A 14,444-nucleotide genomic window follows, 5' to 3' on the forward strand; every position below is an offset into this window, starting at 1 on the left:
AGCGACGGCGCACCTTGTCTGTTTTCGACACGAGCACACGCTAGCAGCCGCCTCGGGCGAGGCTTCGAGTGATTTCCGCTCCGGATACTCCCCCGACGCCACCCCCGGTCCCGGCCTCACCCTCGGCGTCGGATACTCGTGCACCACACCACTGGGCGTGGTCCGTAGCAGATCGCCGTCAGCGCCCCAGCCAGCCAGGCAGGCGGGCGGGCGCCCGCCTGGGCGAGTGATCTTTCCGGGGACAGCCAGGCCGGCGGGCACGGTGTCCGGGCACCAGATCGCGCCGGCGGCCGCCGTTCCACGGAGGCCTTCCGGCCTGCCTAGCCGAGATACCGGTGCAGGTCGTTCAGGTTGTTGCTCGGGTTGTAGGTGCAGTAGTACCACCGGCCGAAGGGGTTGCTCGTCGTTTTTTGTAGGCCTGGGCGACGCAGGTGTTGCAGTTGCTGCAGCTCTGAATGAATTTGCTGGGCGGCGTGGCGGATGTCGGCAGGCCACAGGTGTTCGCGGCGATGGTGACAGGACCCGACGTCGATGCGGATGCCGGCGCCGTCGCGACGACAACCGGAGCCAGGAGCGCCGACGCACACAAAGCTGCCGCCGCGAAGACTTTCCGCTTCGATATGGGCATGATGTGTCCCTTCCTTATCCGTACATGCCGGGGATCAGGGGCGATCTCCGGTCGTGCTTCGGCGGGGCGGAACATGAGCGGTCATTTCCATGACTTTTGGTTGTAGCCAAAAGGGGGTGGATATAAGCCATCTCATGCCGGTAAAACCGGCGACACCGACTGATGGGAGCATGAATGTTGCGGTTGCACTTCACCGGCGACGACCTCTCTCGAATCCGGTTCGTCAGCAGGCCCGACCCCCTGTGGGAAACGGTGTTGAGCATCACGCTGCTGGGCAGCGGCTTGGGCCAGAGCATGTTCGGCCCATGGCGCGCGCGGGCCCGCACCGAGCTGCGCCGGCTGTCCAGGGAACACCTGCGCCTGCTGCGCTACCTGGCGCCCCCGCGGGGTGCCTTCCCCGACTTCCTGACCCCGGCGCAGGCGTCCGAGGGCCTCGAAGAGGGCATCGAGGCGATATTGGCCACCCCGCGTCGCCGGCTGCGCCAGGAGCTGACGGTCCTGCCGGGCGTGCCGTCATGCGCCCGCCCGCTGGCGGACGGGGACCCCGAGAAACTGGCCGAACTCGGGGAGGCACTGCGGGCCTATCACCACGCCGTGATCGCCCCTTACCAATCGCAGATGCAGGCTCTCGTCGACGACGAGCGGGCCATTCACAGCCGCTCACTTCTCAATCACGGAAGCGAGGGGTTGCTGGCCGGACTGAAGCCGACCATGCGATGGAACCCTCCGGTGCTCGAAGCGGACTATCCCCTCGATCACGATATTCACCTGGCCGGGCGGGGTCTTCTACTGATTCCCTCGGCATTCTGCTGGCGTTTCCCGATTACTTTCATCGACCCGGGCCTGTCCCCGGCCCTGGTCTATCCGGTCTCCCGGATGCGGGACTGGTGGACCGGCTCCCCGACCGGCGACGGGCCCAGGAAACTCGCGAACCTTCTCGGGAACACCCGGGCCGCCTGTCTACGCGTGATCGAGCACGGCTGCACCACCGGAGAGCTGGCACGGCGTACCGGTGTGGCCCCGTCCAGCGCCAGCCAGCACGCCAGCACGCTGCGCGAGGCAGGACTGATCGCCACCACCCGGTTGGGCAACGCGGTGATGCACACTCTCACCCCCCTCGGTGCCGCCCTTCTCAACGACAACCTCAAACCTTGATCGCTGAGTCCCCATGAGGGCTGCCCGGGGTATCGCCATGGGCGGCGACCGGCTCATCAAGGCATGGCTCATCAAGGCATTCGGTGTCGCCGGGCTGCCGGACGATGACGTTCGGCCGGTTGGCGGCGCCGATGAGGGCGGCGATCCGCTGACCGCTACCAGCGCCTCGGCGGGGCGCCGGCGGATCGGCTCAGCGCTTGGCGAGGGCTTCGCGGCGGATCCACCGGAGCAAGGTGGGGTTGTCGACGGTGGTGATGACGCTGACGGTGGTGCGGAGGTAGCGGTCGTCGTCCAGCAGAGCCAGCATGCTCGCGGCCAGGTCCGCGCGGGCGGTGAACCTGCCGTCGGCGTGGCCCTCGACGAGGGTGTAGCCGGTGGACGACGGCAGGTGATAGAGCCCGCTCGGGCGCACGATCGTCCAGTCCAGACCGCTGGCGCGGACCAGCGTTTCCATCCGCCGCATGTCGTCGTACAGCGTCTTGCCCAGCACCCGCGTCACACATGGCAGTAGTACTCGGTTGAACAGGAACCCGCCATCGGAGTACGGGCGCGGGGCGACCCCGCTTGAGCTGACCACCGCGAGGCGACGCACCCGATGCTGTTCCATCGCGGCGACAATATTGGCCACACCGCGCGAATAGGTGCTGATCGGTCCCTTCCCGGCGGGCACTCCGAGCGCCGACAGCACCGCATCCCGCCCCGCCACGGCGGCGTCGACGGCCACCGGATCGAGCACGTCGGCACCGACCACCTCAAGGCGATCATGGTGCAGCGGAAACGAGTCCGGCTGTCGGGTGACCGCGGCGACCTGATGCCCGGCGGCAAGTGCCTGGCCGGTGACCAGCCGGCCGGTGGGACCATTGGCTCCGAAAACTGCGATACGCATGACTGTCCTTTCTCGGTTACGACACCTTCGGGTAAACGGTCGGGGAAGCTGCGCGCAGCGGACCGGGTACCTGCGCCCACGAGCGCGGATCAGAAGTCCTCGTGCACGCAGGCGGCGCTTGTGGCCGATTCATGGGCTGGTGGACCCGCTTCCTTCGCGCAGGGCCGCCCAGGCGTCGGCCACGGGACCCACGTGTCCGAGCTTGTCGGGGTTGCTCACCGTACGGAGCGTCTGGATCTGCCCGTCGAGGATGTCGAGCGCCCAGGTGTTGAGGACCCTGCCGTCCCGGTCACGGAAGATCGCGCCTGGCTGGCCGTTCACCTCATGCGGCTCCATCTCCGCTCCGATCCGGGCGAACAGCGGGACGAGCGCGGCGAGCATCCGGGCCACGTTCTCGGCACCGACGAAGCGGTCGGCCCATTGCGGGGCCTTGCCGCCGCCGTCGCCGACCATCTGGACGTCGGCGGCCAGCAGCGCGGTCAGCCCGTTGACGTCCCCGTCCCGGAAGGCCTCGAGGAATCGCCCGGCGAGCTCCTCGCGCTCGGTCCGGTCTGCTTCGAACCGGGGCCGGCCCTCGTCCATGTGGCGGCGTGCCCGTACCACGAGCTGGCGGCACGCCGCCTCCGAGCGCCCCACGGCGGAGGCGATCTCCCCGAAGCCGAACCCGAACACCTCCCGCAGCACGAAGACCGCGCGTTCGAGCGGGCTGAGCCGCTCCAGCAGCAGCAGGGCCGCCATCGACACCGAGTCGGCCAGCTCCGCCGAGTGCTCCGGGTCCTCATACGGGTCGGTCAGCAGCGGCTCGGGGAACCACGGCCCGACGTACTCCTCGCGCCGGACGCGAGCCGAGCGCAGCACGTCGATCGAGATCCGGCTCACGATGGCCGACAGGAACGCCTTGGGCGACGCGGGTCGGGTCGGGGTGGCCTCCCAGCGCAGCCATGCCTCCTGGACCACGTCCTCGGCCTCGCTCACACTGCTCAGGAGCCGGTAGGCGATCGAGAACAGCAGCGGCCGCAGCTGTTCGAACTCCTCGGCGCGGGTCATGCCGGCTCGTCGTCGAGGCCGTCACCTGGTGTCCGCGGGCCATCAGCCGCCGCCCCGAAAACACCGGTCCCACCAGCCACGAATACACGCATGACCATCACCTTCCAGATCCCGGAGCCTGTCTTCGAGCCCTAAGACGAGACAGCCCGCTCGCCTGTGACATGCGGACAGACAGCTGCTGGGAGAAGATCGAGGTAGGCTTCCAAGCCGCCAAGGGGCCGGACTGCGGCCAGGTCATCGGCTGGACCATCACCGAGGATCTCCACTAACCAAGATCACGGGCGACGCTCACCGCTCCTTCGCCGGCCTGCGGAAAGTCATTGGCGTTGCTCCCCGCGGAAATAGTCCCGGACGCGATGTCCGCACGTACTCGTGCAGCGCGGCGGCTGACCGGGACACACCGGGGAGATCTGCCGGGGATGCTGGCGAGGCTCGTACGGCACTAGCCTTGGGCCATGTCATCGTGTCGGGGAGGGGTCATCTGATGTCGCCGGTTCTGGAGAGTACGGCCCGCGCGCTGCTGCGCAGGATCGCGGTGGAGCAGGCCGAGTCACGACTGCCGTCCCTGACGGCGGCCGTGGTGCGTGACGGGCGGATCGCCTGGTTCGGCTCGCGCGGCCGGGTGGAGGGCGCCGCCCCCACCGAGACCACCCAGTACCGCATCGGCTCCATCACCAAGAGCATGGTCGCCACCGTGGTCATGCGGCTGCGCGATGAGGACCGCCTGGACCTGCTCGACCCGATCGGCAAGCACCTCCCCGGCACGCCGGTCGGCGAGGTGACCGTCGCCCAGCTGCTGTCGCACACCGCCGGGCTGACCGCCGAGCCGCCCGGCCAGTGGTGGGAGCGGACCCCGGGCATGCCGGTGGAGGAGCTCATCGGGCTGCTCGGCCCGGAGACCGCCCGGCACCGGCCCGGCCGCCGCTTCCACTACTCCAACGTGGGCTTCGCCCTGCTGGGTGAGCTGGTCGCCCGGCACCGGGGCGTCAACTGGGCGCAGGCCGTACGGGCGGAGGTGCTGGAGCCGCTGGGCATGAGCCAGACCACGTCCCGGCCGCGTGCCCCGCACGCCACCGGCTACGCCGTGCATCCGTGGGCCGACGTGCTGCTGCCCGAGCCCGAGCACGACGCGCTGGCCATGGCCCCGGCCGGGCAGCTGTGGTCCACCCCTGCCGACCTCGCCCGGTGGGCGGCGTTCCTGGCCGGTGAGACCGCGGGCGTGCTCGACCCGGCCACGCTGGCCGAGATGCGCGAGCCGGCGATCGTCGACGACGGCGACGCCTGGACCGGCGGCTTCGGCCTGGGCCTGCAGCTGGCCCGGGCGGGCGGCCGCCGCCTGGCCGGCCACAGCGGCTCCATGCCCGGCTTCCTGTCCACGGTCTGGGCCGACCCGTCCGACCGGACGGGCGTGCTGTTCATGGCCAACGCCACCTCGGGGGCCAGCCGCACCCTGCTGACGGAGCTGCTGGCCATCCTCGACGAGCACGAGCCGCGCCTGCCCGCCGAGTGGGAGCCCACCCCGGCCGACGCCGACCTGCTGGAGCTGACCGGTCCGTGGTACTGGGGGCCCAGCGCCTACACGCTGCGGCTGCTGCCGGACCGGGGCCTGTCCCTCGACCTGATCGGCGGCGGCGGCCGGGCCTCGCGCTTCGTCGCCCAGGCCGACGGGACCTGGCTGGGCCTGGACGGCTACTACGCCGGTGAGACGCTGCGCCTGGTCCGCCGGGCCGACGGCTCGCCCGACCACCTCGATCTCAACACCTTCGTCTTCACCCGCACCCCCTACGACCCCGCGGCCGAGGTGCCGGGCGGGGTGGACGGCGACGGCTGGCGCGGCTGAACGGGGAAGGCGCCCCTACTCGCCGACCGTTCTCACCACGTCGGCCACCTCCTGCACGACGGCCCGGGTCTGGCGCTGGCGTACCAGCCACGTGGTCATCACGGCCTGGGGAAGCCCTTCCAGTGGCCCCCATCGCCAGCCCGGCAGCTGCAGCGCGGCGGTGTGCGAGCCGACCATCACCGCGTCGGACCGGGTGGCCCTCGCGCACGCCAGCGCGTGCTCGGTGAACTGGGCGAACTGCCAGTGCGGCCGGACGTCGGCGGCGCTTATCGCCGCCATGAGCCCCTCCTGCTGGGCGGGCGTCCGCTCGCGGGCGTGCACCAGCACCCGTAAGGAGTGCAGGTCGCCGATCCGGTAGGCGGGGCTGTCGGCCAGCGGGTGGTCTCGCCGTACGGCGATCCCGAGCGGCTCCTCGCGGAGCAGCCACGAGACATGGTGGCTGGGCGGGGACTGGTGGATCAGGCACACGTCGAGCCTGCCCTCGTGGAGCAGGCGGAGCTGCTCGGAGCTGGTCGCCTCCAGATAGCTGAGCGCGGCGTGGGGGATCGAGCGGTCCACCGCCTCGACGACGGACAGCAGCCAGGGGCCGGGCGTTCCCGGGGGCACCCCGATCGACACGGCCTGACGCACCCGCGCCGCTTCCGACACGACCTCCTGCGTGGCCGCGGTCATGCCGAGAATCTGCCGCGCGTGCTGCAGCAGCGCGTCGCCGCCGGGCGTCAGATTGATTCCCCGCGAGGTCCGTTCGAACAGCCGGTGGCCGAGCCGGCGTTCCAGGCTGATGATCTGCCGGCTGAGCGAGGGCTGGGAGATCAGCAGGCGCTGAGCCGCCCTGTTGAACGAGCCCTCCTCTGCCACCGCGATGAAGTAGTGGAGATGCCGGATTTCCAAGGCGTCCTCCTGGAGGGACGGCAGAGCGTCTCAGGTTATGCCTGAAGAGCATAACGGGGGTGCGCAACAGGACCTGGACTCCTCGGTGCCGCGGGCACTGTACTGAGGGCGGCGGACATCACGAGCCGCGATACGGGCCCGTGAGCGCCTTCATGACGTGCACTTCTTAGGAGATCGATGAAGCTCGGCGTGTACTCGGCATGCCTCCCCGAGCTGACCCCGCACCAGGCGATCCAGGCGGCAGCGGAGACAGGCTATGCAGGAATCGAATGGCGGATCTCGCACGAGGTCGGCTCAGCGGGCCCGGCGGACTTCCTCACCAACAACCGCTGTACCGTCCGGCCGACCCGGGCTGAGATCCGTGACATCCGCCGGCGCTGCGACCGGGCCGGGGTGGAGATCATCGGGCTGAACGCCTACCTCGAAACCGGCGACCTCGCTGGGGTGGAGCAGATGATGGAGCTGGCGGCCGACGCCGGGACGGCACGGATGAGGTTGCTCGCCCCCGCCGCGGGCCGCGGGGATTTCCACGCCTCGCTCGCCCGCGCGGTCGAGTTCTTCGGCGACGTCGCGGTGCTGGCCGGCCGGTACGGCGTGCGGGCTCTGCTGGAGATGCACCAGCGCACCATCTGCCCGAGCGCCGCGCTGGCCATGAGGGTCGTCGGCCACCTCTCCCCCGAGCTGGTCGGTGTCATCTACGACCCGGGCAACGCCGTGGTCGAAGGGTTCGAGGAACCGGAGATGGCCCTGCAGATCCTCGGTGAGCACCTGGCCCACGTCCACATCAAGAACGTCGCGTTCGAACGCCCCGGGGACGGCGGCCCGTGGCGGCATCGCTGGACGCCGATGGACGACGGGATGCTCGACGTCCCCCGGATCCTGGGACTGCTCGACGGGGCGGGCTACCGGGATTGGGTGTCGGTGGAGGATTTCAGCGCGGACCGGTCCTCGGCCGAGGCGCTGGCCTTCAACGCCGCCTACCTGCGGAGCCATGCCTCCTTCCCGGCCGGACCGCCTCTTCCGGCCGCTCTTCCGGCCGTCCTCGCGGCGGGCGGTGAGCAGCGGTGAGCGCCGCCGGTACGAGGGTCGCGGTCGTCACCGGAGGCGCCGGCACCCTCGGCGCGGCCATCGGTGCGCGCCTGGCCTCCGACGGCTTCGAGGTGACGCTCTTCGACATCGACGGCGAGGCCGTCGCGGCGGCCGCGCGCCGCCTGTCGGAGCTGACCGGCCGAGAGGTCGCCGGGTGGCGGGTCGACGTCGGGGACGCCGGCGCGGTCCACGACGCGGTCTCCCGGATCACCGGCCGCGGCGGCCGCCTGGACTGCCTGGTGAACAACGCCGCCGTCAACCTACGGGGGGCGCTGGCCGGGCAGGCCCCGCAGGACTGGGACGCGATGATGTCGGTCAACGTGCGCGGGCCGATGCTGCTGTGCCAGGCGGCCCTGCCCTGGTGGCGGCGGAACGGGTGGGGACGTGTGATCAACCTCGGCTCCCGTACGTGGCTCGGCGGCGGCCCGACGGGCTACGTCACCTCCAAGGCCGCCGTCGTGGGCCTGACCAGGACCCTGGCCGTCGAACTCGGGCCTCTCGGGGTGACCGTCAACGCGGTGGCTCCCAGCATGGTCGCGACGCCCTTCACCAGGGGCGGGCGCAGCGACGCCGAGTTCGACGGATTCATGCGGCGTCACCTCGCGATGACACCCCTGGGACGTCTGGCCCGGCCGGAGGACGTGGCCGACGCCGTCGCCTTCCTCGCCGGCGACCAGGCGGGGTTCATCACCGGTGAGGTCCTGCACGTGTGCGGCGGCGCCCAGCTCGCCCCCTCGGCATGAGGGGCCCTTCCCATCTCCCGAGGAGAGTCCGCGGTGCCCTACCTTGAGCGCCCCGACGCGCGCCTGTTCTACGCCGACTATCCGGCTCCGCCGGCGGCGGAGCCGGCGAGCCCCGTCCTGCTGGTGCACGGGCTGTGGTGCACGGCCGAAGGCTGGATCTACCAGATCCCCGCCCTCTCCGCACGCCACCGCACCGTGGCCGTCGACCTGCGCGGCCATGGCCGGTCGAGCCGCCCCGAGTCCGGGTACGAGCTCGGCGACTACGCCGACGACCTGGCCGCGCTGATCAGGGATCTGGACCTCGCGCCGGTCGTCGTGCTCGCCCACTCGATGGGGGCATCGATCGCCACGGTGCTGGCCGTACGCCACCCTGACCTGGTCCGGGCGCTTGTGATGATCGACCCGGACTACGCCGGTGAGCCCGGCGAGCGGGAGCGGATGAGCCGGCTCGCCGAAGATCTCGACGGGCCGGACGCCGACCTGGTGGCGCAGGAGATGATCCGTACCCGCTTCGACACCCAGGCCACGCCGGCGCATCTGCGGGCCTGGCACGAGCTGGAGATCCTCGCCTCGCCGGCCCGGCTGAGGGCCAGGACGTTCCGGCACAGCGCCTTCGGCCGCGGCAGCGTGCGCTTCCGCCCGGAGGGCGAGCGGATGCTGCGCGAGCGTCCCCAGCCGGTGCTGGCCTTCCACCGCAGCACCGGCCGCGCGGCGGTGGAGCGGGACTGCATGACCCATGACTACGGAGAGGTGATCCTGCGGCCGCGGGCCGGTCACTTCATCCACCAGGAGCTGGCCGACGAGGTGAACGGCACGGTCGCCCGCTGGGTGGCCGGGCTTCCCCGGTAGCGGGCACGCCGATCCGTAGTCGTCACCCCCCTCGAAAGGAAAGAGTCAGTGCAGGTCGACAAGGGCATCCTGCGGGATGCCGCACTCCCCCACCCGTCCTCGGCGGAGGCGGGCGACGGCCGCGGCCGCGCCTGGGTCGTCACCGCCGTGCTGGTCGCCTCCGCGGCCGTGGTGTTCCTGGACAAGGCGCTTCTCGGCCTGGTCGCCAAGCCGATGAGTGAGGATCTCGGGCTGTCGGCGGCCGGGTTCGGCAGCCTGGGCAGCGCCTCCTACCTGCTGTTCGGCGCGACATGCGTCATCGTCAGCTTCGCCGCGCAGCGGATCTCACCCCGATGGGTCCTGCTGGTCTGCGGGATCCTGTGGGCGCTGGGGCAGATCCCCGCCATCTTCGCGGCCGGCGGCGCGATGCTGTACGCCAGCAGGATCGTCGTCGGCGCGGCGGAGGGGCCGGCCGGCCCGCTGTCCATGACCACGCTGTACTCGTGGTTCCCCAACGACCGCCGCGGCCTGCCGCAGTCGCTCTACACCGCCGGCGCGGCCATCGCGAAGATCGCCATGGCCCCGCTGCTGACCCTCGTCATCGTCGGGTTCGGCTGGCGGGCCGGGTTCGTCACGGTGGGCGTGCTGGCACTGGCGTGGTCGGCGCTCTGGCTGGTCACCGGCCGGCTGGGACCGTACGGCGCCCCCGTGGGCACGTCCACCGGGCGGGCGGCGGGCGGAGCGGAGCGGGTGCCGTGGCGCAAGGCCCTGCTCAACCGGACCTTCATCGGGTGCTTCATCGCCTACTTCGCCCAGAACGCGCTGGCGGCCATCGTCTTCACCTGGCTCCCCTCCTACTTCGAGAACGCGCTGGGCTTCTCGGCGAAGGCCGCCGGATCGCTGTTCGGCCTGCCCAGCGCCTTCGGCATCGTGGCGCTGGTCGCGGCGGGGACGGTGACGGACAGGCTGCTGCGCAGGGGCGTCCCCTCCCGGCAGGCCCGGGGCCTGCTCGGCGGTGTGTGCCTGGTCGTCGCAGGTCTGCTGCTCACCACCCTGCCACTGATCCACGCGGCACTGCCCGCCATCGCCGTCCTGATGCTCGGCTACGGGATCTCCGTCACCGTCAACACCTTCGCCAATCCGGCGGTGGCCGAACTCGTGCCGCCCGCGCAGCGCGCCGGGATCCTCGGGGTGTTCTCCGGGCTCAGCGTCAGCGCCGGGATCGTCAGCCCGGTCATCGCCGGGGTGCTGCTGGACAACGCCACCACCCCGGAATCGGGCTACACCTCGGCCTTCCTGCTCTCGGGTGTCCTGCTCGCCGTGGGCGGGCTGTTCTTCGCGCTGCTGGTCAATCCCGAGCGTGACGGTTACCGGGGGCCGGAGGCCGGTGGGTGAACGTCGAGCAGCTTGCCGAGGAGGACGGTGAGCTGGTCGCGCTCGGCGGGGGTGAGGGCGTGGAAGGTGCGGTCGAGGAACTCCGGCACCGACGTCTCGGCCTCGGTGAGAAGCCGCCGGCCGGAGTCGGTGACGGTGACGGCGTAGGCGCGCCGGTCGTCGGGGTTGCGTTCGCGGCGCACGTGGCCGGCCCGCTCCAGGTCGTCGCAGAGGTTGACCATGACGCTGCGGTCGATGCGCAGCTCCTCGCTGAGCGTCTGCTGCGAGCAGGGGCCGACGGCCACGAGCATCTTCAGCACCAGGTGCCGGCCGACGCCGAGGCCGCTCTCGTCCGCCTGTGCCTCGGCCGCGCGCGCGACGGCGGCCGAGGCCCGGCACAGGGCGATGTCCAGGCGTTCGGCCGCGAGCTGCGGAAAGTAGGTCAGCCGCGGGCGGCTGGTGGTCTTGGGTGACATCCGCCCCCCCTCTCGATGCCGATGATCGTAACACCAATCATCTTATCTCCAATTGTTTGACAGCAGATCAATGCAGCCGTACGGTCACAAACCATCTGCACACAGATTGTTTGTACTCAGACGGAGGTGTGGCTATGGCCGGTATCGACGGCCGCCGGCAGGCGGCGCTGGTGCTCCTGTGCGCCGCGGTGTTCCTGGACTCGATGGACCTGTCCCTGATGGGGGTGGCCCTGCCCGCCATCCAGCGCGACCTGTCGCTGTCCGCGGGCACCCTGCAGTGGCTGGTGTCGGGATACGCGGTCGCCTACGGCGGGTTTCTGCTGCTGGGCGGACGGATGGCCGACCTGTTCGGCCGCCGCCGCGTGTTCCTGCTCTCGCTGGGGGTGTTCGCGGCGGCGAGCCTGGCCGGTGGACTGCTGTCGGAGGGATGGCCCCTTGTCGTCACACGGGTGGTGAAGGGCGTGGCCGCCGCGCTGACCGCGCCCGCCGCGCTGTCGCTCATCACGACGACCTTCACCGAGGGACCCGGGCGCAACCGGGCGCTCGGGATCTACTCCCTGGCCGGCGCGACCGGCTACAGCGCCGGCCTCGTCGCCTCCGGCCTGCTCACCGAGGTGAGCTGGCGGCTGGTGTTCTTCCTTCCCGTGCCGATCGCGCTGCTCGTCGTGGCCGCCGCGCCGATGGTGCTGCCGAAGGAGGCCCCGCGGACCGGATCCGCCGGCGGCTTCGACGCGGCCGGAGCGGTCACCGCCACCGGCGGAGTTCTCCTGCTGGTGTACGCGCTGACGGAGACCAGCCGGCCGGCCGGCCTCGTCGCGCTGCTGCTCCTGGGCGCCTTCGTCGTCGTGGAACGGCGGCAGCGGGACCCGCTGATCCCCCTGGAGGTGTTCCGGTCGCGCACGCTGACCGCCGGCGGCTCCGGACCGGACGGCTACCGGCCGGCGTTCCTCGTCGCCGGAGCCTTCTCCCTGCTCGGCGCCGCCCTCGCCTACCTGGGCATCCGCACCCCCGGAGCGGACAGGCAGCCGGCCCGTTCCGGCGTCTGACCGGCCACCCCGACGACCCCACCTGACCCGAGGAGGACCTCATGTCCCTGGAACTGACCCCCGACGAGTTGCTGTCCAGCACCCGTGCGGTGCGCAAGCGCCTCGACCTCACCCGCCCGGTGCCCCGACGGTTGATCGAGGAATGCGTGGACCTCGCCACGCAGGCCCCGACCGGGCGCAACCGGCAGCGCTGGCACTTCCTGGTCGTCACCGACGGCGCGCAGCGCCAGGCCGTGGCCGACCTCTTCCGCCGCGCGGTCGCGTTCGGCGGCGGCAAGCCGCCGAACGAGCGGGACCTGCGCCGCATGTACGCCCACCCGGACTCCATGGAGCGGATCGCCGACGGCTTCCAGCACCTGTACGACAACATCCACCGGGTTCCCGCCTTCGTCATCCCCGCGGTGGAGGGCCGGACCGACCGGGCTTCGGTGCTGGACCAGTCCATGACCTGGGGCTCGATCCTGCCGGCGGTGTGGAGCTTCATGCTCGCCGCCCGCGCGCGCGGTCTCGGCACGGTCTGGACGACCGCCCAGGGCCCGCTGGAACGCGAGCTGGCCACGGTGCTCGGCGTGCCGTACGACGAGGTCATGCTCGCGGCCTTCATCCCCCTGGCCTTCACCATCGGCACCGACTTCCGGCCCGCCCGGCGCGTCCCCCGCGAGGAGGTCCTGCACTGGGACCGCTGGTGAGAGGCCCCCGCCGGGGGACGCGCCTGACAGGGGGCGGTGAGGAGGGCGCCGAGCCGCTAGCCGAGCCGTTCGGCGACGGCTCCGACCGGACCGGAGGCGAGGGGGCGGTGCAGCATCTCCACCCGGTGCACCACGCGCGGCGCGGTCAGGGGCACCCCGGCCGCCACCGAGGAGGGCAGCAGGGTCAGGCCGTGCCCGGCGGCGGCGAGGTTCAGCACGGTGTGCAGGTCCTCGCCGTCGTAGCGGAACCCCACTCGGAACCCGCCCACGCCCGCCACCTCGCGCAGCCGCTCGACCGAGACGGCGGCCGGGGCCTGCAACCACAGCGCGTCGGCCAGGTCGGCCAGCGCCAGCCCGCGCCTGCCGGACAGCGGATGGCCGCCGGGCAGGATCACCACCAGCTCCTCCTCGGCCACGCCGACACCGGCCGGCGATCCGACGTCCGGCAGGCGCAACGGGTCGCTGGGGGCGGCGATGCCGTCGACGAAGCCCAGGTCGGCGGTGCCTGAGGCGACCTGTTCGGCGACGCTCTCGCGTCCGGCCGTGCGCAGCGTCACCGTCAGCCGCTCCAGCAGCAGGCTCCGGGCGACCGCCGGGGTGAACGCCAGCGGGGAGGCCACCACCGTCAGCCGTTCGATCGGACCGGCGGCCGCACGCAGGACGTCCGCACGGGCGGCCCGGTGGCGCAGCAGCAGCGGGCCGGCGTGCTCCAGCAGGCGTTCCCCGGCCGGAGTGGGTGTCACCGGGCGGCGGTGCAGCAGGGCCAGGCCGAGGTCGGCCTCCAGCGTGGCGATCTGCTGGGAGACCGCCGACTGGGTGTAGCCGAGCTCCTCGGCGGCCGCGGAGAAGGAGCGCCGGTGGGCGACGGTCACGAACGTGCGCAGCAGATGAGGATCCACGGTGCATCAGTATCGCTTATCGACCCAGCAGGGATCATCGTTGGCGCTTACCTCGGAGTTCCGGTGAGGATGAGGGACATGACCACCGCGAGAATCGCCCTGGTGGGCGACAGATCTCTCAGCGTCCAGGCCCACGTGCGCGTCCCGTCCCTCCTTGAGGCGCTGCGCGAGCGCGACGGGCTGACCCTGGACGCCTACTGGATCCCCACGACCGAGGCCGAGGGCCTGGAGGGCTTCGACGGCATCTGGACGCTGCCCGGCAGCCCCTACCGCAGCGAGGCCGGCGCGGTGAACGCCATCCGCACCGCCCGCGAGCACGGCATCCCCTTCCTGGGCACCTGCGGCGGTTTCCAGCACGCCCTGCTGGAGTACGCGCGCAACGTCCTGGGCCTGCCGGTCGCGCACGCCGAGAACGACCCGGACGCCGATGAGTTCCTGGTGCTGCCGCTGGCCTGCTCTCTGGTGGGCCACGAGGACGAGGTACGGCTGGCGCCCGGCTCGCTGGCCGAGAAGATCATCGGCGCCGAGAGGAGTATGGAGAAATACCTCTGCGGCTTCGGGCTCAATCCCCGCTACGTGCCCGTCCTGGAGGAGGGCGGCCTGAACTTCACCGGCCGCGACGAGACGGGCGCCGTACGGGCGCTTGAGCTGCCCGCCCATCCGTTCTTCCTGGCCACGCTCTTCCAGCCCGAACTGGCCGGGGACGGTACCCGGCCACACCCGATCATCACCGCGTTCGCCTCGGCCGCCGTCGCCCACGCCGGCTCGGGTGCCCCGGGCCGCGCGGGCGTCGGCCCGGCGGCAGGCGGGCAGCCGGTCGGCGGCGGCGCCTGACAGCCGCTGATGTGCCCGC

General features: G+C 71.6%; 14 protein-coding genes. 9 read left to right on the forward strand and 5 right to left on the reverse strand.

The genetic code is table 11. The features are described 5' to 3' along the window. Nucleotides 1-802 precede the first annotated feature (802 nt). Nucleotides 803-1,783, forward strand: a complete 981-nt coding sequence (locus SROS_RS21910; RefSeq protein ID WP_012891122.1) for an ArsR/SmtB family transcription factor — start codon at nt 803-805, stop codon at nt 1,781-1,783. 190 nt (nt 1,784-1,973) lie between these two features. Here the strand turns inward: SROS_RS21910 and SROS_RS21915 are convergent, their stop codons facing one another. Together SROS_RS21915 and SROS_RS21920 are read right to left on the reverse strand one after the other, a co-directional pair. Beyond that, nucleotides 1,974-2,669: an NAD(P)-dependent oxidoreductase gene (locus SROS_RS21915; protein WP_012891123.1), complete on the reverse strand. Its 696-nt coding sequence runs from the start codon at nt 2,667-2,669 to the stop codon at nt 1,974-1,976. 129 nt (nt 2,670-2,798) lie between these two features. Next, nucleotides 2,799-3,716 carry an RNA polymerase sigma-70 factor gene (locus SROS_RS21920; RefSeq protein WP_012891124.1) on the reverse strand — a complete coding sequence of 306 codons (918 nt, stop codon included), beginning with the start codon at nt 3,714-3,716 and terminating at the stop codon, nt 2,799-2,801. A gap of 484 nt (nt 3,717-4,200) precedes the next feature. On the opposite strand from SROS_RS21920, the gene SROS_RS21925 reads away from it, so the two are divergent. Further along, nucleotides 4,201-5,556, forward strand: coding sequence for a serine hydrolase domain-containing protein (locus SROS_RS21925; RefSeq protein ID WP_012891126.1), 1,356 nt, complete (start codon nt 4,201-4,203; stop codon nt 5,554-5,556). Nucleotides 5,557-5,571: 15 nt separating this feature from the next. On the opposite strand, the gene SROS_RS21930 is transcribed toward SROS_RS21925, so the two are convergent. Then, complete coding sequence (locus tag SROS_RS21930) at nt 5,572-6,447, reverse strand: LysR family transcriptional regulator (RefSeq protein WP_012891127.1); 876 nt, start codon at nt 6,445-6,447, stop codon at nt 5,572-5,574. A gap of 177 nt (nt 6,448-6,624) precedes the next feature. Between SROS_RS21930 and SROS_RS21935 the strand changes: the two genes are divergently transcribed. From SROS_RS21935 to SROS_RS21950, 4 genes are read left to right on the forward strand one after another with little or no spacing between them, the layout of a single operon-like run. Continuing rightward, nucleotides 6,625-7,515, forward strand: a complete 891-nt coding sequence (locus SROS_RS21935; protein WP_012891128.1) for a sugar phosphate isomerase/epimerase family protein — start codon at nt 6,625-6,627, stop codon at nt 7,513-7,515. Beyond that, nucleotides 7,512-8,279 carry an SDR family NAD(P)-dependent oxidoreductase gene (locus SROS_RS21940; protein WP_012891129.1) on the forward strand — a complete coding sequence of 256 codons (768 nt, stop codon included), beginning with the start codon at nt 7,512-7,514 and terminating at the stop codon, nt 8,277-8,279. Before SROS_RS21935 ends, SROS_RS21940 begins: the two co-directional genes overlap by 4 nt. A gap of 33 nt (nt 8,280-8,312) precedes the next feature. Further along, nucleotides 8,313-9,128, forward strand: a complete 816-nt coding sequence (locus SROS_RS21945) for an alpha/beta fold hydrolase (protein ID WP_012891130.1) — start codon at nt 8,313-8,315, stop codon at nt 9,126-9,128. A 48-nt stretch (nt 9,129-9,176) separates the two neighbouring features. Then, nucleotides 9,177-10,502 (forward strand): MFS transporter, encoded by a 1,326-nt coding sequence (locus SROS_RS21950; protein ID WP_012891131.1) that lies wholly within the window; start codon nt 9,177-9,179, stop codon nt 10,500-10,502. Here the strand turns inward: SROS_RS21950 and SROS_RS21955 are convergent. After that, on the reverse strand, nt 10,475-10,957 hold the full coding sequence (locus tag SROS_RS21955) for a MarR family winged helix-turn-helix transcriptional regulator (protein WP_012891132.1): 483 nt from the start codon (nt 10,955-10,957) through the stop codon (nt 10,475-10,477). The two genes, SROS_RS21950 and SROS_RS21955, sit on opposite strands and share 28 nt — an antisense overlap. A 134-nt stretch (nt 10,958-11,091) precedes the next feature. Here SROS_RS21955 and SROS_RS21960 point away from each other — a divergent pair, with 134 nt between their 5' ends. Continuing rightward, on the forward strand, nt 11,092-12,003 hold the full coding sequence (locus SROS_RS21960; RefSeq protein WP_012891133.1) for an MFS transporter: 912 nt from the start codon (nt 11,092-11,094) through the stop codon (nt 12,001-12,003). 41 nt (nt 12,004-12,044) lie between these two features. Continuing rightward, the gene (locus tag SROS_RS21965; RefSeq protein ID WP_012891134.1) at nt 12,045-12,692 is read left to right on the forward strand and encodes a nitroreductase family protein; all 648 of its coding nucleotides are present in this window, start codon (nt 12,045-12,047) and stop codon (nt 12,690-12,692) included. Nucleotides 12,693-12,748: 56 nt separating this feature from the next. Here the strand turns inward: SROS_RS21965 and SROS_RS53915 are convergent, their stop codons facing one another. Then, a complete protein-coding gene (locus SROS_RS53915; RefSeq protein WP_012891135.1) occupies nt 12,749-13,591 on the reverse strand; it encodes a LysR family transcriptional regulator in 843 nt (280 codons plus the stop codon). Between the two features lie 78 nt (nt 13,592-13,669). Between SROS_RS53915 and SROS_RS21975 the strand changes: the two genes are divergently transcribed. Beyond that, a complete protein-coding gene (locus SROS_RS21975) occupies nt 13,670-14,425 on the forward strand; it encodes a CTP synthase C-terminal region-related (seleno)protein (RefSeq protein ID WP_012891136.1) in 756 nt (251 codons plus the stop codon). Nucleotides 14,426-14,444 lie beyond the last annotated feature (19 nt).

The organism is Streptosporangium roseum DSM 43021, from assembly GCF_000024865.1.
GTDB classification, from domain to species: Bacteria; Actinomycetota; Actinomycetes; order Streptosporangiales; family Streptosporangiaceae; genus Streptosporangium; species Streptosporangium roseum.

Coding starts and splice junctions, on each gene's coding strand:
- SROS_RS21910 (WP_012891122.1), top strand. CDS start 803: ATGTTGCGGTTGCACTTCACCGGCGACGACCTCTCTCGAATCCGGTTC.
- SROS_RS21915 (WP_012891123.1), bottom strand. CDS start 2,669: ATGCGTATCGCAGTTTTCGGAGCCAATGGTCCCACCGGCCGGCTGGTC.
- SROS_RS21920 (WP_012891124.1), bottom strand. CDS start 3,716: ATGACCCGCGCCGAGGAGTTCGAACAGCTGCGGCCGCTGCTGTTCTCG.
- SROS_RS21925 (WP_012891126.1), top strand. CDS start 4,201: ATGTCGCCGGTTCTGGAGAGTACGGCCCGCGCGCTGCTGCGCAGGATC.
- SROS_RS21935 (WP_012891128.1), top strand. CDS start 6,625: ATGAAGCTCGGCGTGTACTCGGCATGCCTCCCCGAGCTGACCCCGCAC.
- SROS_RS21955 (WP_012891132.1), bottom strand. CDS start 10,957: ATGTCACCCAAGACCACCAGCCGCCCGCGGCTGACCTACTTTCCGCAG.
- SROS_RS21960 (WP_012891133.1), top strand. CDS start 11,092: ATGGCCGGTATCGACGGCCGCCGGCAGGCGGCGCTGGTGCTCCTGTGC.
- SROS_RS21965 (WP_012891134.1), top strand. CDS start 12,045: ATGTCCCTGGAACTGACCCCCGACGAGTTGCTGTCCAGCACCCGTGCG.
- SROS_RS21975 (WP_012891136.1), top strand. CDS start 13,670: ATGACCACCGCGAGAATCGCCCTGGTGGGCGACAGATCTCTCAGCGTC.